Source organism: Macrococcus animalis (genome assembly GCF_047425875.1).
GTDB lineage: Bacteria > Bacillota > Bacilli > Staphylococcales > Staphylococcaceae > Macrococcoides > Macrococcoides animalis.
The window spans coordinates 136,598-154,656 of record NZ_CP179727.1; the positions used below are offsets into that span (position 1 = coordinate 136,598).

Genomic DNA, 18,059 nt, shown 5'->3' on the forward strand with positions numbered 1-18,059 from the left:
AAATTCATACAAAATTAATAATATTCCCTAAAGAAATTAGTACATATTATCCTTCAGAATTGGCATTATAATAGAAGAAACTTAAAAATTATAATCTTCAATAATATCTTCCACTCGAACAATTATCTTCGCACCTTCTCCTATCTTTTGATTACAACCTTGTGAATATTTAGATGTAATTTGTCCTGGCAAGCAATAAACGTTACGATTTTGATCTAATGCTTGATCACAAGTTATCAAACTACCACTTCTAAGTTGTGCTTCAGTAATAAGCACTCCCTGTGATAATCCACTAATAATACGATTCCGTTCAGGAAATTGATATTTTGCGATTTGTGTAGTTGGATAATATTCACTAACTACTAAATGGTAATGTTCCATATTTCGGCGTAACAAAGTAACCTCTTCTGGATAATAATAATCGTGTCCGAAACCTAATACACCAATTGTTTTGCCCCCATGATAATTAGCTGCAAGATGCGCATCACTATCCGCACCTCTAGCTAAACCACTCACGATTGTAATTTGATGTTTGACTAAGGTCGGCATAAACTGTTCAATCACTTCAGAGGTATATCCTGTTCTATTTCTACTACCTACAATAGCTAAATACTTATTTAAAGATAATATAGAAATATCACCTTTGCAAAATAATACCAAAGGGTAGTCATAAATTTGTTTAAGTAAATGAGAATACCCAATAGAATTATAAAATATCGGCGTAATTTGACGTACTGTTAATTCTGAGTGCACTTGTTCTATTTCAAGTGATTTGAAACGTTGTATCTTTAATTCCAATTTATTATCTCTATTGAATATTTTTTTTAATATAGGATAGAGACGTGAATAAGGATTATCAAATGAATTAAAGTTTTGTTTTATTTTATGTAATTGATGCGTAGTAAAACCGGATGCGATGAGCTTAAGTATAAGTTGCTCTTCATGTGTATATTTCATCTTAATCACCTCTGTAATTAAGATATGGAATAGATGTTAAGTTAATATTAATTTATCACATTAAATTGTTGAGATATAATCTATTTTTTGGGTTGTAAAATTTATCTACGTGCTGTTTCCATAAAAATTGGAAGATAACAAATATATTTATTAGTTGCATTGTATGATTAATTCATCACATTGAAAAGCTTTATTAATCGAACTTTTTAATCGCTCGAAAATTTTATCATTGATTTTTTCTATGTATCGCTTTCGCTTGCTACAAACTCATTGATACAATCATACAAAAAAACGAGACTCTATTGAGTCTCGAATATTGAACATATATTATTTAACTGTTAAACATTTTTCATATAAACCATCTTCTTCTTTAATACGTTCAATTAAAGTTGAACCGATTTCAGAAGGCGTTGCTGCAGTTTTAATACCACATGCATTTAATGTTTTGATTTTTTCAGCTGCTGTACCCTTACCACCAGAGATAATGGCACCTGCGTGTCCCATACGTTTACCTGGAGGTGCTGTTTGTCCACCAATGAATCCTACTACAGGTTTTGTCATGTTTGCTTTAACCCATTCAGCAGCTTCTTCTTCAGCTGTTCCACCGATTTCGCCAATCATAACTACCGCTAAAGTTTCAGGATCATTATTAAATGCTTCTAAAGCGTCGATGAAGTTTGTTCCGTTAACTGGGTCACCACCAATACCAACTGCAGTCGTTTGACCGATTCCAGCTTGAGTTAATTGATGTACTGCTTCATAAGTTAAAGTTCCAGAACGACTTACTACACCTACGTGACCTTTTTTGTGAATATATCCAGGCATAATACCGATTTTACATTCGTCTGCTGTAATAACACCAGGACAGTTTGGTCCAACTAAGCGTGTTTTCTTACCTTCCATGTAACGCTTCACTTTTACCATATCTAATACTGGAATATGCTCAGTAATACAAATTGCTAAATCTAATTCAGCGTCAACACATTCAACAATTGCGTCTGCTGCGAATGGTGCTGGTACATAAATTACTGACACAGTGGCACCCGTTGCTTTTACTGCTTCTTCTACTGTATTGAATACAGGTACGCCTTCTACTTCCATACCGCCTTTACCAGGTGTAACTCCAGCAACGATTTTTGTACCATATTCAATCATTTGTTTTGTATGAAATAATGCTGTTGATCCTGTAATACCTTGTACGATTACTTTTGTATCTTTATCAATAAATACTCCCACGTTTATCCCCGCTTCCTATTTAGCTTCTTTTACTAATTCAACGATTTTTTGTGCACCTTCAGCCATTGTACCAGCTGGAGTAATTGCTAATCCTGAATTGTTTAGAATTTCTTTACCTTGGTCTACATTAGTACCTTCTAAACGTACGACTAACGGAATTGTTAATTCTAATTCTTTAGCTGCTGCTACTACACCTTCAGCGATAACATCACACTTCATGATGCCACCAAATATATTTACGAAGATACCTTCTACTTTATCATCTCCTAAGATGATTTTAAATGCTTCAGTTACTTTCTCTTTCGTAGCGCCGCCCCCTACGTCCAAGAAGTTCGCGGGATTTCCGCCGAAATGATTAATCGTGTCCATCGTTGCCATCGCAAGTCCTGCACCGTTTACCATACAGCCGATATTACCATCTAATGCAATATATGATAAATCATATTTAGACGCTTCGATTTCTTTTGGATCTTCTTCATCTAAATCACGTAATTCCATAACGTCTTTTTGACGGAATAATGCATTTGCATCGAAGTTTATTTTAGCATCCAAAGCTAAAACTTCACCTGATCCTGTTGTTACTAATGGATTGATTTCAATGATAGAACAATCTTTTTTGATGAATACATCATATAACCCCATCATAATTTTAACTGCTTTATTTACTGATTCTTTCGGTATATTAATATTAAAAGCTAAGCGGCGTGCTTGGTAAGGCATTAAGCCAACAACTGGATCAATAAATTCTTTAAAGATCTTTTCAGGAGTTGCCTCTGCTACTTCTTCAATCTCAGTACCCCCTTCTTCAGATCCCATTAAAACAACTGAGTCTGTAGCACGGTCTAAAACGAAACCTAAATAGTACTCTTTTTGAATATCGCAGCCTTCTTCAATTAATAAGCGCTTAATTTCTTTGCCCTCTGGACCTGTTTGATGCGTTACTAAAACTTTACCAAGTAATTCCTTAGCATAGCTTTCGACTTCATCTAAAGATTTCGCAATTTTAACGCCACCCGCTTTTCCACGGCCACCAGCGTGTATTTGTGCTTTTACTACATAAACGCCTTCTGTTAAACCTTTTGCTACTTCAACTGCTTCTTCAGATGTGTATGCAACCGAACCGTTCGGTACTGCTACACCCATCGAGCGAAAAATTTCTTTCCCTTGATACTCATGGATATTCATCTTCCATCCTCCTAGATTGCACAATTATTTATCTTACGTTTCAATTATAGAAAATGTAAGCGCTATTGTAAACTGAATAAGTCAAAAAAGACATGTAATATCAACAATTATTTAAAATTTCTGATATACACGTCTTTTATGCTGTTTTTAAATTGTTACATTTCATTTAACATTGATTTTATCGGTTCGAAAGTCTTCCTATGGATTGGAGTGACACCTTTATTCGTAAGTCCTTCAAGGTGTTTTTTCGTTCCATAACCTGCATTATATTCAAAATCATAACCTGGATATTGCTTGGCATAATCCACCATTAATCGATCACGATATTCTTTAGCAATAACACTTGCTGCAGCAATTGAGATACTCGTAGCATCACCTTTTATAATGGATTCCTCAATTAAACCAGTACCAAGCTTCATAGCATCTATCAATAAAACATCCGGCAAAATAGGTAATCCTTTAATCGCTCTGTTCATTGCAACTTTAGTCGCTTCATAAATATTTATCTCATCTATTTCTGTTTCTGTAGCAATCCCAATAGAATATGTTACATGTTGCAATAAATCTGCTTCAATTTTAGCACGATTAACTTTAGACATTTGTTTTGAATCATTAAGACCGTAATATGCATGTGATTCATTTAATATAACAGCACAGGCAACAACCGGACCGGCAAGTGGACCACGTCCAACTTCATCTATACCTGCGATAACTTTTCCAAAATATTTCTTCTCGTATAAAAGCATATCATTGTATGTATCTATCAATTGCTTTTGTTTTTCGTATACCTTTAGTTGTTGTTCTTTTATTTTTATTGCACCAACTCTTGTTTCTAATTCGAAAAATGACTCGAGTTCACTTTCAGACAATTCATTTATTCGTTTTTTCAGTTGTGCAATACTATATTCATTACTCTTCATCTTTATCCTCTAACAAATCTAATGTGTCAAAAGTGTATTTTCCGATTTTTTCATTTCGAATATCACGGATAATTAGTTCAACAACACTTTCATAATCTATTTCATTACCACGCAGTTTCATACCACGTGATTTTCCGATCGCATCAAATACATCAATATAAGGCGTATCTTTTTCTACCTGTATATTATAATGACGATTTAATGATGCTAAATCATTCGCTTGTAAGAATTCTATACCGTAAATAGCGACTTCGTCTAAATGAACGATACTATCCTTTATTGCCCCTGTTAAACTTAATTTTTTACCGACAAATTGATCTTCAAATTTCGGCCACAAAATACCTGGAGTATCTAACAATTCTAAACTTGTCCCAACCTTAATCCATTGTTGCTTTTTCGTTACACCTGGCATGTTTCCAGTTTTAGCAATTGTTTTCTTTGCTAATCGATTAATCAATGTAGATTTCCCTACATTTGGAATCCCTACAATCATCGCTCGGATTGCTCTAGGTCTTAACCCTTTGGCCTTCATACGATCAAATTTATCTTTTGTTGCAATTTCTGCTGCTTTTGTTACTTGTGATAAATTTTTCCCATTCTTACTATCAATTAATACTGGATAAAAACCTTTTTCTTCGAAATATTTCATCCACTGGCGCGTCTTATTTAAGTCAGCCATATCCATTTTATTTAGCAACACTACACGAGGTTTATCTTTAATAACTTCATCAATCATAGGATTACGAGATGAGTATGGAATTCGGGCGTCAACTAATTCAAACACCACATCTACTAGTTTTAATTGTTCTGTAACTTCACGTCTTGCTTTGGCCATATGACCTGGGAACCATTGGATTGTCATTTATTTCAATTCTCCTATTTTTAAATTTAATGATAATTCATGTTAACTCATCTATAATATTATTATACTATATACTTTACAAATGGAATAAAATTAATTATTAAAGGAGCCATTATGCTAATTTCATTAATTATCCCTTGCTATAACGAAGAAAAAAATATTCAAAATTTGCACCATATAATAACACACATTATGAGATCAAATAGATTTAACTATGAAATCTTGCTTATAAATGATGGATCTAACGATAATACTTTAGAAATAATTAAAAATATTGCCTCTGTTGATTCTCATGTCAAATTTATTTCTTTCTCTAGAAACTTTGGAAAAGAATCCGCTATGATGGCAGGACTCAAGTCATGTTCTGGAGATTGTGGTATTATTTTAGACGCAGACTTACAACATCCACCTGAACTAATCCCTCAAATGGTAGATGCTTATTATGAGGGTTACGATCAAATAGTAATGCGACGTGATCGAGACGGTGAGTCAACGATAAGAAAGATTCCTTCAATACTATTTTACAAAATAATAAATAAAACGGTAGATGTAAAATTAACGGATGGTGAAGGAGATTTCAGATTAATTTCTAGGAGTGTTATAGATAGTATTGTTTCATTACAAGAATATAACCGTTTTTCCAAAGGTATCTTTGAATGGGTTGGTTTCAACAAAAAAACTATCAATTTTAAAAATGTTCAACGTGATGAAGGTCAATCTTCTTTCTCTTTCTTTAAACTTGTTGATTATGCAATTGATGGCATCTTAAGTTATAATAACAAACCGCTTCGTGTTTGTTTTTATTTTGGTGCAGTAACGATGGTCTTATGTATACTTTATATTTTAGTTACCTTAATTCAAATCATGACACATGGAATTGATGAACCAGGATATTTCACTATTATTTCTTCTGTATTATTCTTAGGCGCACTACAACTCTTCAGTTTAGGAATCATTGGTGAATATATTGGTAGGATTTACTATGAATCTAAACAACGTCCACATTATCTTGTACAAGATTCTAATATCAAAGACGAAATCTTAAATAAGTATCATAATAATAAATTCAGTAGCGAAAATCGAAAACGTCCAGAACGTAATATTAATACAGACACTGAATCGAAAGAGACGGTTAATTTCCATGGTTAATATTATTCCTCATAAAATTTGTAGATTCGCTAAATTCGTAGTTGTAGGTGTATTCAACACCTTCAATTACTATTTAGTATATTTATTACTATTAAAGGTTTTTCACTTAAATTATTTAACAAGTCACATTTCAGGATTCCTTTTCTCATTTGTAATTTCGTATTTTTTGAATTGTTATTATGTTTATAAAGTAAAACCCACATGGAAGAAATTTTTAACCTTCCCGCTTACACAAGTCGTGAACATGGGGCTTCAAACATTTCTATTATATGCGTTTGTAGAGTGGATTAATCTTTCTAAAGAATTAGCACCTTTCCCTGCGCTCATTGTAACAATTCCAATAACATATATCATGACGTCTTATATTTTGACAAAGGAGAAATCATGAAGAATAAAAAATTAAAACCACTCTATTTAGGCTTAATCGCCTTAGTATTAGCGATTCTTGGTCACAGTTTTTACATTTATAGATTTTTTAAAGACGGTACTATTTTCACGGGGCCAAATGATGGATTAGAACAAATGCTACCCATGCAACTTTATTTATATGACAAATTTAAGTCAGGTCAATATTTCTATAACTTAGACTTTGGTTTAGGTGGGGATTATTATACTGACTTAGCTTATTACTATTCAACGTCAATCATCTTCTTTTTTAATATGGTTGCAGTTCGATTTTTAGATTTATTCTTGAATTTTAAAGTTGATACTGTTACATTCTGGGCTAAAAATGCCTTTTTCATTTCGATTTTTAAATCAGCAGCGGGTATTTTAGCAAGTTATTATTACTTTAAGAAAATAAAAATGAACCATATCTCAGCAATGCTTGCTGGATTCTTATTCTTAACTTCAGCAATTTATTTCAGGTTCACATTATATTGGTCATTCTTTAGTGACGTATTTATCTTTTTGCCTTTACTATTGCTAGGCATTGAACGTTATATACAAAATGAGAAAAAAGGAATTTTCATTGTTGCGACTGCATGTATTTTTATCAATAATTTTTACTTTGCATATTACCAAGTATTATTTGGTTTAGTCTACTTCTTAATGCGCAATATCTTTAGATGTGAGTATGACACTGTACCTCGCATTAAACAATGGATTAATTTTGTTATTATGGCAGTCATCGGACTTATGATTAGTGCTTTTGCCTTCTTCTATGGCGCGAAGAGTTTCGTACAGAATGAACGTGCGCCTTATAAAGAAAAAATACCGATGTTTGACCCTTTTGATCAAAACGCAAATATATTCTATGACAATTATTTAGTAATTGTTTTATTCATTGCGTTACAAGCTTTATTTATATTTAAATTTTATGAAGAATATTTTTATCGTTTCTTTGCTTTAATGTCAATCGTTTTAATGGCATTAAGCTTCACACCATTCATTGACTCAGTATTTAATGGTTTTAGTGCACCACAAAAGCGTTGGCACTACCTTATAACATTCTTTACAAGCGGACTCATTGGATTCTACGTTATGAAATTTAAAGAAATTTCAATTCATAACTATTTATATTCACTGGTTCCAGGCTTCGTTATCGTCTTCATGAGTCATTATTATATACATAAAGAAGTCACTTGGGTTTGGTTATTACCGATTATTGCAGTGATAGGACTTACGGTATTAATATTAAAAAATCATAAAGCTAAACAAACAACATATTACATCATGATAGCTGCGATCGTATTACTCAATTGGGATACAGTTCGAGTTCATAACATTTATGACAACTACAACCCTGGAATCGAAGAACGTGCTAAAATGAGCTATATTGAGTCGAGCGTCTATGATTCACCTCTACAACGGCAGATAATTTCTGAACTAAAAAAAGGTTTAAAACCAGGAGAGCGAATTGACTGGCGTGTATTAGAACAAGACAATACACCTATGTATCAAAATTTTAATGGCGTTTCGTTATACTCAAGTATTTTTGACGGCTCTTTAATTGATTTCTACTACAAACAATTAAAAATAAATATTAAAGAAGAATCACTTTCACGATACTCAACATTTAATTCAAGAAGTAACTTAGAATCTTTATTTAATGTAAAATATTTAGTACGAAAACCATATCAAACTGACATTCCTGAGAATTTCAAATTGATATTAGATAATGGAAAGTATAAAATTTACGAAAATACACAAATGATTCCTTTTGTTCGTATAACTAACAAAGTAACAAATTCGAAAGATTTAACAACACCGATCGATAGAGAACATGCAATGCTTGAAGGAATGGTATCAGAAACTTTACCTTCTAATTATGAAATTGAAAAAGCTGAAAACTTACTACATAAAGTGAACGTTACGCCAAGTGGCTCTAAATGGACTGAAAACAATGTCAGTTTAGTAGTTGACCCGCCGAGTGGGGGCCTAGTCATTGATATTCCAAAAGATATATTAAAACAATATAAAGATTTCTATTTAGAAATGCATGTACAATTGCAATCACCCGTTACAAATCACCAAATCAATGTTAATAAGTATGCTAATAATCGGTTGTTTCAGACAAGTAAATATAGAACACATTACGACGATTTAATGTACAGAGTAAAAGCTCCAAAAGACGGTAAAATTCTTGTTGGCTTAACAGCAGGAACATACAAGTTAACGATTAACGGCATTTACGGTGAAGATTACAATAAGTTATCAAATGTTGATAATCCTGAAAACTATACTTTTATCGATAAAGGTAATAAAATGACAGTTAATTTAAAAAATTCTAAAAATGGATATTTAACTATACCTATAACATATCGGGATGGTATGAAAGCAAAAGTAGATGGAAAAAACGCAAAAGTAGAACGTGCAAACTATTTAATGAGTGCTGTAAAAGTAACTAAAGATACGAAGGTTGTTGAATTTAACTACATTCCACCCTACTTTATGTTAATGGTAATAATTTCTTTACTTGGTATCTTAATTGCTATCCTTTATATAAGATACAAACCTGCTGAAAGGAATTAACCTTATGAAAAATCTGTTTCAAAAAGAAGGCATTTTATCCAGCTTAAAACTTATGGGAGTGGCATTATTTTTGTCACTCCTCGCACATAGTATCGTCTTATTCAGGTTTTTTAAAGATGGTACACTATTCACAGGTAAAGGAGACGGAATCGCACAGATGATTCCGTTTCAAATGTATTTATATGATAAATTTTCACACCTACACTTTTTTTATGATATGGACTTTGGTATTGGCGGAGATTTCTTTAGGAGCTTGTCATATTATTACTCAACCGCACCATTAGCTTATCTTAATTTTATTTTAGTGTGGCTTGGAGATTTATTTTTGCCATTTAACACTGGTGATCCTGTATTTTGGGCAAAAAACCAAATTTTTATTTCTATTATAAAATTGACAATAATTTTTATCGTTACATATAAATTGCTACGATATTTAAACTTGAATAAGTTATCTAGTATAACGGGTTCATTTATTTATGGTTGGTCAACAGCCTATTTCTTCTTTACTTTTACCTGGAGTTTCTTTAGTGACGTAATGATTTGGTTGCCAATTACAATTTATGGATTAGAGCGATTCTTCCACGAAAAGAAAATCGGGTTATTTATTTTAGGTATTACACTCACTTTACATTCAAATTTCTATTTTAGTTACTATGAATTTGTATTTGTATTATTCTATTTCCTATATCGTGTAATTTATTATAAGCAAACAGATATTGTAAATCGCTTACAGAAAATTGTGTTACTAACAGTTGGTGCTGTTCTAGGTATGGGTGTTGCTGCTGTCGGTATTGTAACCGGTATTTCAAGTTATTTGATGAATGACCGAACACTAACTCCGCAGCAAATTAAACCTTTTATTGACATGGTCGGTTTTTATAACTTATTTTACGATGGTTATTATTTAGTTATTTGTTTTATTACAGTACTCGCTTTAATGTCATTCAAACTTTACAAACATTATATGTATCGTTTATTTGCAGCCCTTTCCTTAATATTTATGGTCTGCTCATTAAGTCCATTATTTGATAGTTTCTTCAATGGATTTTCAATTGATCAGCGTCGTTGGATTTATTTATTAGTGTTTGTTTCTGCTATGTTAATCGCGCATTACTTACATCATTTAAATGCAGTTGATTTGAAATCATTCTTAACTTCAGTGATTCCACTATTAATTATTTATCCATTATCGGCTTATGGACACGAAAAAGTTTTAACATGGCTGATATTTATTCCAATTATTTGTATTCTTATTTTCATCTACATTAGAACACATGATAATTATGTTTATATTGGACTACATGCAACCACAATAATTATGACGCTTGTATTTGTACAAGATTATGTTACACAACAAATCGATACGTTACACCCTTTTCAAGAGCGTAATATTGAATTTTTAAATTCTGAGAACTACAATTCACCTACCCAAAAGCAAATGATTAAAGAAGTTCAAAAAACTATACCGTCATCCGATCGTATTGAGTGGCAAACTTCCGCAACACATAATACCCCTATGTACCAAAAATATAATGGCATCAAACTTTATTCTTCTATTTTTGATAAAGACATCCTAAAATTCTATGATCAAGATTTAAATGCCACAATGCCTACCGATAGTAACTCAATCTATTACGGACTTGGAGAAAGGGCAAATTTATATAGCTTGTTTAATGTCAATACATCAATCCGCCTCAATGATTCAGCTACTATACCTTTTGGTTATAATGCAAACGAAGTATTTACGGAGCCAAACGGTACCCAACAATACAAAGTATATAAAAACCAAAATCCATTACCATTTGTGCGTGTTACAAATAGAGTCTATAACGCTAATACTCTGAAAACGCCTATTGATCGTGAACATGCAATGCTTGATGGTATTATACTTGAACAAGAAGGACAAGCAATATTGACGCCTCAAGAAAATCTATTAAATAAAGCTGAACACACCCTAGAAAATGCAACTTTAAAAAATGGAGTTTTACATGTCAATGCAGAAAATGGTGGTCCTCGATATAATTTTAAAGAAAAAGATATTAAAGATTATAAAGAAATGTACATAACCTTAAGTATTGAATCGAAAACTGCAACAGACTATCATTTCGTTTGGATAAATGAAATATATCAATCGCGTAAACCTTTAAACGATGATTACAGACGTTTTAACCCTATCATAACGATGAAAGTTAAAACTAACAAAAATATTGATATAAAACTTAAACCAGGTGAATACACCTATACAATACATGGTATTTATGGTGAAGATTATAAAGCATTAGAAAAAGCATCTCGTCACAAGAATGACCATAAATTTGAAAAACATGGCGATAAAATGAAGATTACATTAGGTAATCATGATGGTGGATATATGGTGGTTCCAATACCTTATTTAAATGGTATGAAAGCAAAAGTAGATGGCAAATATGCAGAAGTTAAAGAAGGTAACTATTTAATGACTGCAGTTAAAGTCGATAAAGGTGTAAAAGAGGTAGAAATAAAATATACACCTCCATTCTTCCATATCTTACAAATCATTTCGATTTTGAGTATGATTGCGGCATTCTTTTTTACGAAATTTGTTTATGACAGACGCTTTATGAGAGTAGACCGTTCACAGACAACATTTGAAGAGGAAGATTCATCATTGTATGAAGAATGTAATGAATATGAAACTCACAAGAATAATCAAGAAAAAAATCAACAATAGTTACGATATAATAAATTGACTAAAATAATTAACCCTTCACGAGTACACTTCAAATGTATCAGAAATTAAATTGAATTTAACATTTATTATTATAGAAAAAATTTTATTTAGGAGGACTCACATGTCTGTGAATCACATTACAAAAACGAAGTGGCAAAAAATGAAAGAGCTAATTTTTAGCCACTGGTTTTATTATTTACTTAGTGGATTTACATTTGTAGGTATTTTCTTAAATTTATTCTATTCAGAAGAAAATTTATTTTTTAGATTAACGGACAAGATACCATATTACTATATCTTCAGTGCTGTTTTAGTGTTAAGCATAGCTTTTTATCTATTAGACAAACACAATGACAAGATTAATGCCTTTTCAATTTTTAGCATCATAACTGGATTCTATTTTTTAATATCTAGCTATAATGCTCCAAGTCCAACTATTGTAATTGGATTCATTATTTTATCTCTCATCATATTAGCAAAATTGATTTGGGATAACAGTCAAATTAAATTTTGGTACAGCGGTTTGATTGTAGCACTATTAATCAAAATGATGATGGTATTTAAGGCTAATGGGCCTGAATTATATAAATTTAGTTACGTTTTAAATGAAAAAGATGAAGCTTTAATAAAAGGATTAATTGTAGGTATGGTATTATCGGTGTTATTTATAGGCATTACGACATACTATACTCATTCTATACATCCAATTGGGAAAGATATGTTATTACAAAAAATTATGCTCGGTGCTGCAATACTGATTTGCATTTTGATTACGATATATGTATCTTGTATCATGTTTGGTAAAGATACTATCATGGGATTTGCTACCTATGATAAAGGATTATTCACACAAATGTTTGAAAGTATGCGTCAAGGATATGGTCCGATGACAACATTGGAACGTGATAAATGGATGTCACATTTTAATGTCCATGTGTCTCCTATTTTCTTTCTAATGTTACCTTTCTATATGATTATCCCAAGATCGGAAACATTAGAAATTTTACAAGTCATCATAACATTTAGTGGCATTATTCCATTTTACTTTATATTGAATCATTTTAATTTCAACAAATATATTCAATACTTATTATTATTTGTTTACATTTTTATGCCAACATTATCATCATCTCATTTATATGGATTACACGAGAACTGTTTTTTAACTCCAATGATATTTTGGTTAATCTTAGCTAATCTAAAGCAATGGAAATTATCTTTAATTATTATATTAATCTTAACCTTAATTATAAAAGAAGATAGTATGATTTACATTTTATCGATTGGTCTATATTTCTTAATTCAGAATAGAGAACCACTTACAACAAATAGAGCCATCTTTGTATTTATTTCTCAAATTATTTTACCTATATTTTATTTTATTGTATGTTTATACTACTTAAATAATTTTGGTGATGGATCAATGACAACTCGTTTTACAAACTTCATGATGCCAGGACAAGATTCTTTAATGCATGTCGTTCAAAATATCATTGCCAATCCAACCTATTTTTTTAGTGCATTATTTACATTTAATAAAATCAAATACTTGTTAGTATTACTTGCATCACTTGCTTTCTTACCCGTGATGCAAAATAAAATAATCAACTATATTCTTTTATTACCAATGCTCGTAATTAATTTATTAAGTGACTTTCCGTATCAAGTTGATTTTGGTTTTCAATATCATTATGGTTCTTCTGCTCTTCTTTTATTCTTAGTTATACTAGCAATAGAATCACTTTATCAGGCACAAGAAAAAAGAAGAGAACATGATCAAAACAACTTTGTCCAATATTTATCTGATACACGTGTCCGTAACCTTGTAATAATAGCATTAATCATGTCTACATCGATTTTCTTTACGATAATGAGACCTGCTGAATATGCTTTTAAAGCATATAAAGAAAATCCAGAGGTATATCAAGCAAAGAAAGAAACTTTAAAGTCTATCCCTACAGATAGTAAAGTGCTTGCGTATGGCTTCTATACTACACCGATAGCAGATATTAAAGAACTTTATGACTTAGACTATCATAATGATAAAATATTTGATGAAACGATTGATTTTGTTGCAGTACCGAGAGCAATGATGACGGATGGCTCAGAGCAATCATTGTTAATTGCAGAGTATACTAGAAATGGATATGTTGAGAGTAACTTATCTAGTACAGAAATTTTGATATTGATGAAACAATGAAAGTATAAAAATAAATCGTTTACTGTTAAATGTAATCGATTTTCTAATTAAAAAAAGTCACTTCAAATGAAGTGACTTTTTTTAATAGCTTCTATTAACGAATTTCTTTAATACGAGCAGCTTTACCACGAAGGCTACGTAAGTAATAAAGTTTCGCACGACGTACTTTACCACGACGTAATACTTCAATTTTCTCGATTTTTGGAGTGTGTACTGGGAAAGTACGTTCCACACCAACACCGTAAGAAATCTTACGAACCGTGAAAGTTTCAGAAATTCCGCCACCACGACGTTTGATTACAACACCTTCGAATACCTGAATACGTTCGCGAGTTCCCTCAACAATACGTACGTGAACTTTTAAAGTATCACCAGGACGGAAAGATGGTAAATCAGTGCGTAATTGGTCTTTAGTAATTGCATCGATTAATACATTATTTGACATATTATTCTTCTCCTTCTTCCTATGTTCTTGAGTCATCTGCTCAGCGGATCATAGTGATTTATGTGTTTTTCACACTTGATTTATTATACAGGGTTACATTCTACAAGTCAATATATTATTGCATTATCCCTTATTAATTCTATTTTTTAATTGCTCGAGTTCAATTAAATCCTTTTCAGTTAATGGATAATTATCCAATAAGTCCGGTCTTCGTTCAAGTGTTCTCTTCAACGATTCTGTATGGCGCCATTTATCAATTAATTTATGATTGCCGCTCAACAATATCTCAGGTACTTTCATACCTCTATATTCAGCAGGGCGTGTGTATTGTGGATGTTCTAGTAAGCCACTTGAGAACGAATCATCTTCGTGAGATACTTCATTGCCTAACACGTCAGGAATTAATCTTACGATTGCGTCAGTCATTGTTATTGCAGCATATTCCCCACCAGTTAACACGAAATCTCCTAATGAAATTTCATCCGTTACCAGTTCCGTACGAATTCTCTCATCGTAACCTTCATAATGACCACATATAAATACAAGATGATCTGAGTGTGCTAGTTCTTCAGCCTTTGCTTGATTGAATTTTTTACCTTGAGGACACATTAGTATCACACGTGTATTCTTTGTTGTATCTAAACTATCCATTGCATTAAATATTGGTTCTGGTTTCAGTACCATACCTTGACCACCACCATATGGATAATCATCTACTTGGTTATGTTTATTATTAGAATACTCTCTGAAATTAACAGTATTAATTTCAACAATCCCTTTATCTTGAGAACGTTTCATAATTGAATGATTTAAAATATTAAACATTTCAGGGAAAAGTGTTAAATAATCTATCCTCACGATAATAACCCTTCCATTGCTTCAATGTTAATTATTTTATTTTCAATGTCGATTTCTTTCACTACTTCTTCAATGTAAGGAATTAAATGCTCTTTATCACCTTTAACTACCCAAACATCATTTGCGCCCGTTTCAAAGATTTCAGTAACTTTACCGATGGAAATTCCTTCATTGAATACTTCACAACCAATTATATCCTTATAATAGTATTCGTTATCTTCTAAAGGTAGAGATTCTGTATCTACATCTTGAAATACATCTAAACCTTTAAACTGTTCTACTTCATTGATATTGTTAATACCTTCAAATGCAACCATATGGAAGTTCTTATGCACTCTATATGACTTGATTACAAGTTCAATAGTCTCATCTTTAAAAGGAATTAATAATGTCTTACCTGGCTGAAAACGTACTTCAGCAAAATCTGAAGCTGAAAGAATCTTAACTTCACCTTTTACACCATGCATATTTACGATTTTACCTACATTTACATTCATTATCATTACCTCCGCTCATAAAAAAAGAGTACCAAAACTGGCACCCTTAATCAATTTCTACAAACACTTTTTTACCTGACTCATTTTTAGAACCTGAAACAACAGTTCGAATTGCTTTTGCAATACGACCATGCTTTCCAATTACTTTACCAGTATCTTCAGAATTAAGAATTAAATGATAAGTAATACTAGATGCATGCTCTTCTTTCTTGATCTTGATATCCTCTGGATGATCGACGAGTGGTTCAATTATCGTTTGTAATAATTTTTCCATCGCAATTACTTCGCGATTTTTTGGTTATGGAATTTTTCCATGATACCTTGACCAGATAAGATGTTACGTACTGTATCTGTAGGTTTAGCACCATCAGCTAACCATTTTAAAGCCGCTTCTTCATCAATTTTGATTTCTGCTGTTGGTTTAGCAACTGGGTTATAAGTCCCGATTGATTCGATGATACGTCCGTCACGAGGTGAACGAGCGTCTGCTACTACGATACGATAGAATGGGTTTCTTTTTGAACCCATACGAGTTAAACGAATTTTTACTGCCATAATTAAATCTCTCCATTTCATTTCTTTTCTACAAGAACTAATAATAACAGAGGTTTAATTCTTTGTAAAGAGTTTTTTCTTTACATCTATAAAATTTTTCAATTAAAAAAAGGAATGAAATCAAACTTCCATTCCTCTAATTTTGCCTTTAAAACGGCAAATTCATTCCGGCAAATGGATTTTTACCTTTTTTGCCTTTTTTCATGCCGCTAAATTGTTTCATCATTTTCTTCATTTCTTCAAACTGTTTAATCAATTTATTCACTTCAGACAAGCTACGCCCAGAACCTTTAGCGATACGTTTCTTACGGCTTACATTTATAACTGATGGGTTCTCTCGTTCTTGCTTCGTCATACTGCGAATAATTGCTTGAATATGATCAATTTGTTTCGGATTCATATTCAACTGATTTACTTGCTTCATTTTATTCGCACCAGGAATCATTTTTAATAAATCATCTAAAGGCCCTAATTGTTTCACTTGCTCTAATTGATCTAAGAAATCGTCAAATGTAAATGAAGATGTTCTCATTTTTTGTTCTAATTCTTTAGCTTTACTTTCATCAACTTGAGATTGAGCTTTTTCGATTAAACTTAACACATCACCCATACCTAAAATACGAGATGCCATGCGCTCTGGATGGAATGGTTCTAATCCGTCCATCTTCTCACTCATACCGACAAACTTTATTGGTTTCTGCGTAACACTTCTTATAGATAGTGCAGCACCACCACGTGTGTCTCCATCTAATTTAGTAAGTGTTACCCCTGTAACATCTAATTGACCGTCAAAGCTTTCTGCAACGTTCACTGCATCTTGCCCAGTCATAGCATCAACGACTAACATAATTTCATCTGGATTTGCAACTTCTTTTACGTCAACCAACTCTTGCATTAATTTCTCATCGATATGCAGTCGACCTGCCGTATCGATAATCACGAAATCTAAATGTTCTTCTTTTGCATACGCTAATGCTTTTTCCGTAATTTCAGCAGGTGATACTTGATCACCTAACGTAAATACTGGAATGTCAATTTGTTTACCGACTGTTTGTAATTGTTGAATCGCTGCAGGTCTATATATATCACAAGCGACAAGTAACGGTTTTTTATTAAATTTCTTTCTCATAAGTAAGGCAAGTTTACCAGCAGTTGTTGTTTTACCTGCCCCTTGTAAGCCGACCATCATGACAACAGTAGGTGGTTTCTTACTCATATTAATTTGTGTATTTTCGCCACCCATAAGTGTTGTTAATTCATCTTGTACGATTTTAATAACTTGTTGTCCAGGTGTTAATGAGCTCATCACATCAGAGCCTAATGCACGTTCTGACACTGTAGAAACGAATTGCTTTACTACTTTAAAGTTAACATCGGCTTCAAGTAAAGCAAGACGCACTTCACGCATCATAACCTTGATATCTGCTTCAGTAACTTTACCTTTACCTTTAATTTTCTGCATTGTCGCCTGGAGTCTATCTGATAATCCTTCAAAAGCCATACAATGACCCC

16 protein-coding genes are annotated in these 18,059 nt (G+C 32.2%); 5 read left to right on the plus strand and 11 right to left on the minus strand.

The genetic code is table 11. The features are described 5' to 3' along the window. Positions 1-81: 81 nt before the first annotated feature. From dprA to ylqF, 5 genes are all read right to left on the minus strand, one after another. A complete protein-coding gene (gene dprA, locus ACMGE9_RS00655; protein WP_414043332.1) occupies positions 82-957 on the minus strand; it encodes a DNA-processing protein DprA in 876 nt (291 codons plus the stop codon). 327 nt (positions 958-1,284) lie between these two features. Beyond that, on the minus strand, positions 1,285-2,193 hold the full coding sequence (gene sucD / locus ACMGE9_RS00660; RefSeq protein WP_414043333.1) for a succinate--CoA ligase subunit alpha: 909 nt from the start codon (positions 2,191-2,193) through the stop codon (positions 1,285-1,287). Between the two features lie 15 nt (positions 2,194-2,208). Next, positions 2,209-3,378 carry an ADP-forming succinate--CoA ligase subunit beta gene (sucC, locus tag ACMGE9_RS00665; RefSeq protein ID WP_414043334.1) on the minus strand — a complete coding sequence of 390 codons (1,170 nt, stop codon included), beginning with the start codon at positions 3,376-3,378 and terminating at the stop codon, positions 2,209-2,211. Positions 3,379-3,533: 155 nt separating this feature from the next. Next, the gene (locus ACMGE9_RS00670) at positions 3,534-4,298 is read right to left on the minus strand and encodes a ribonuclease HII (protein ID WP_414043335.1); all 765 of its coding nucleotides are present in this window, start codon (positions 4,296-4,298) and stop codon (positions 3,534-3,536) included. After that, positions 4,288-5,160, minus strand: a complete 873-nt coding sequence (gene ylqF / locus ACMGE9_RS00675) for a ribosome biogenesis GTPase YlqF (RefSeq protein ID WP_414043336.1) — start codon at positions 5,158-5,160, stop codon at positions 4,288-4,290. The genes ACMGE9_RS00670 and ylqF overlap by 11 nt, the downstream gene beginning before the upstream one ends. Before the next feature lie 114 nt (positions 5,161-5,274). On the opposite strand from ylqF, the gene ACMGE9_RS00680 reads away from it, so the two are divergent. The 5 genes from ACMGE9_RS00680 to ACMGE9_RS00700 all read left to right on the plus strand — a co-directional run bounded on the left by ACMGE9_RS00680 (position 5,275) and on the right by ACMGE9_RS00700 (position 14,192). Then, the gene (locus ACMGE9_RS00680) at positions 5,275-6,309 is read left to right on the plus strand and encodes a glycosyltransferase family 2 protein (RefSeq protein ID WP_414043337.1); all 1,035 of its coding nucleotides are present in this window, start codon (positions 5,275-5,277) and stop codon (positions 6,307-6,309) included. Further along, a complete protein-coding gene (locus tag ACMGE9_RS00685) occupies positions 6,302-6,697 on the plus strand; it encodes a GtrA family protein (RefSeq protein WP_414043338.1) in 396 nt (131 codons plus the stop codon). The genes ACMGE9_RS00680 and ACMGE9_RS00685 overlap by 8 nt, the downstream gene beginning before the upstream one ends. Beyond that, positions 6,694-9,282: a YfhO family protein gene (locus tag ACMGE9_RS00690; protein WP_414043339.1), complete on the plus strand. Its 2,589-nt coding sequence runs from the start codon at positions 6,694-6,696 to the stop codon at positions 9,280-9,282. Before ACMGE9_RS00685 ends, ACMGE9_RS00690 begins: the two co-directional genes overlap by 4 nt. A gap of 4 nt (positions 9,283-9,286) precedes the next feature. Then, a complete protein-coding gene (locus tag ACMGE9_RS00695) occupies positions 9,287-11,992 on the plus strand; it encodes a YfhO family protein (protein ID WP_414043340.1) in 2,706 nt (901 codons plus the stop codon). A 121-nt stretch (positions 11,993-12,113) separates the two neighbouring features. Then, positions 12,114-14,192 carry a DUF2079 domain-containing protein gene (locus ACMGE9_RS00700; RefSeq protein WP_414043341.1) on the plus strand — a complete coding sequence of 693 codons (2,079 nt, stop codon included), beginning with the start codon at positions 12,114-12,116 and terminating at the stop codon, positions 14,190-14,192. Between the two features lie 94 nt (positions 14,193-14,286). Here the strand turns inward: ACMGE9_RS00700 and rplS are convergent, their stop codons facing one another. The 6 genes from rplS to ffh form a co-directional block, all read right to left on the minus strand. Beyond that, positions 14,287-14,637, minus strand: a complete 351-nt coding sequence (rplS, locus tag ACMGE9_RS00705; RefSeq protein WP_414043342.1) for a 50S ribosomal protein L19 — start codon at positions 14,635-14,637, stop codon at positions 14,287-14,289. A 123-nt stretch (positions 14,638-14,760) separates the two neighbouring features. Further along, positions 14,761-15,495: a tRNA (guanosine(37)-N1)-methyltransferase TrmD gene (trmD, locus tag ACMGE9_RS00710; protein ID WP_414043343.1), complete on the minus strand. Its 735-nt coding sequence runs from the start codon at positions 15,493-15,495 to the stop codon at positions 14,761-14,763. Further along, entirely contained in the window at positions 15,492-15,992 is a 501-nt protein-coding gene (rimM, locus tag ACMGE9_RS00715) for a ribosome maturation factor RimM (RefSeq protein ID WP_414043344.1), read from the minus strand. The genes trmD and rimM overlap by 4 nt, the downstream gene beginning before the upstream one ends. Before the next feature lie 46 nt (positions 15,993-16,038). Beyond that, on the minus strand, positions 16,039-16,266 hold the full coding sequence (locus ACMGE9_RS00720; RefSeq protein WP_414043345.1) for a KH domain-containing protein: 228 nt from the start codon (positions 16,264-16,266) through the stop codon (positions 16,039-16,041). 5 nt (positions 16,267-16,271) lie between these two features. Further along, positions 16,272-16,547 (minus strand): 30S ribosomal protein S16, encoded by a 276-nt coding sequence (gene rpsP, locus ACMGE9_RS00725; protein WP_414043346.1) that lies wholly within the window; start codon positions 16,545-16,547, stop codon positions 16,272-16,274. Positions 16,548-16,695: 148 nt separating this feature from the next. Then, positions 16,696-18,048 (minus strand): signal recognition particle protein, encoded by a 1,353-nt coding sequence (gene ffh / locus ACMGE9_RS00730; protein ID WP_414043347.1) that lies wholly within the window; start codon positions 18,046-18,048, stop codon positions 16,696-16,698. Between the last annotated feature and the right edge of the window lie 11 nt (positions 18,049-18,059).

Bases quoted from the DNA above. Each gene is read 5' to 3' on its own strand.
- rimM (WP_414043344.1), bottom strand. From the start codon at position 15,992: ATGAATGTAAATGTAGGTAAAATCGTAAATATGCATGGTGTAAAAGGT.
- ACMGE9_RS00685 (WP_414043338.1), top strand. From the start codon at position 6,302: ATGGTTAATATTATTCCTCATAAAATTTGTAGATTCGCTAAATTCGTA.
- sucC (WP_414043334.1), bottom strand. From the start codon at position 3,378: ATGAATATCCATGAGTATCAAGGGAAAGAAATTTTTCGCTCGATGGGT.
- ACMGE9_RS00690 (WP_414043339.1), top strand. From the start codon at position 6,694: ATGAAGAATAAAAAATTAAAACCACTCTATTTAGGCTTAATCGCCTTA.
- ylqF (WP_414043336.1), bottom strand. From the start codon at position 5,160: ATGACAATCCAATGGTTCCCAGGTCATATGGCCAAAGCAAGACGTGAA.
- ACMGE9_RS00720 (WP_414043345.1), bottom strand. From the start codon at position 16,266: ATGGAAAAATTATTACAAACGATAATTGAACCACTCGTCGATCATCCA.
- ACMGE9_RS00700 (WP_414043341.1), top strand. From the start codon at position 12,114: ATGTCTGTGAATCACATTACAAAAACGAAGTGGCAAAAAATGAAAGAG.
- rpsP (WP_414043346.1), bottom strand. From the start codon at position 16,547: ATGGCAGTAAAAATTCGTTTAACTCGTATGGGTTCAAAAAGAAACCCA.
- ACMGE9_RS00670 (WP_414043335.1), bottom strand. From the start codon at position 4,298: ATGAAGAGTAATGAATATAGTATTGCACAACTGAAAAAACGAATAAAT.
- ffh (WP_414043347.1), bottom strand. From the start codon at position 18,048: ATGGCTTTTGAAGGATTATCAGATAGACTCCAGGCGACAATGCAGAAA.
- rplS (WP_414043342.1), bottom strand. From the start codon at position 14,637: ATGTCAAATAATGTATTAATCGATGCAATTACTAAAGACCAATTACGC.
- ACMGE9_RS00695 (WP_414043340.1), top strand. From the start codon at position 9,287: ATGAAAAATCTGTTTCAAAAAGAAGGCATTTTATCCAGCTTAAAACTT.
- ACMGE9_RS00680 (WP_414043337.1), top strand. From the start codon at position 5,275: ATGCTAATTTCATTAATTATCCCTTGCTATAACGAAGAAAAAAATATT.
- dprA (WP_414043332.1), bottom strand. From the start codon at position 957: ATGAAATATACACATGAAGAGCAACTTATACTTAAGCTCATCGCATCC.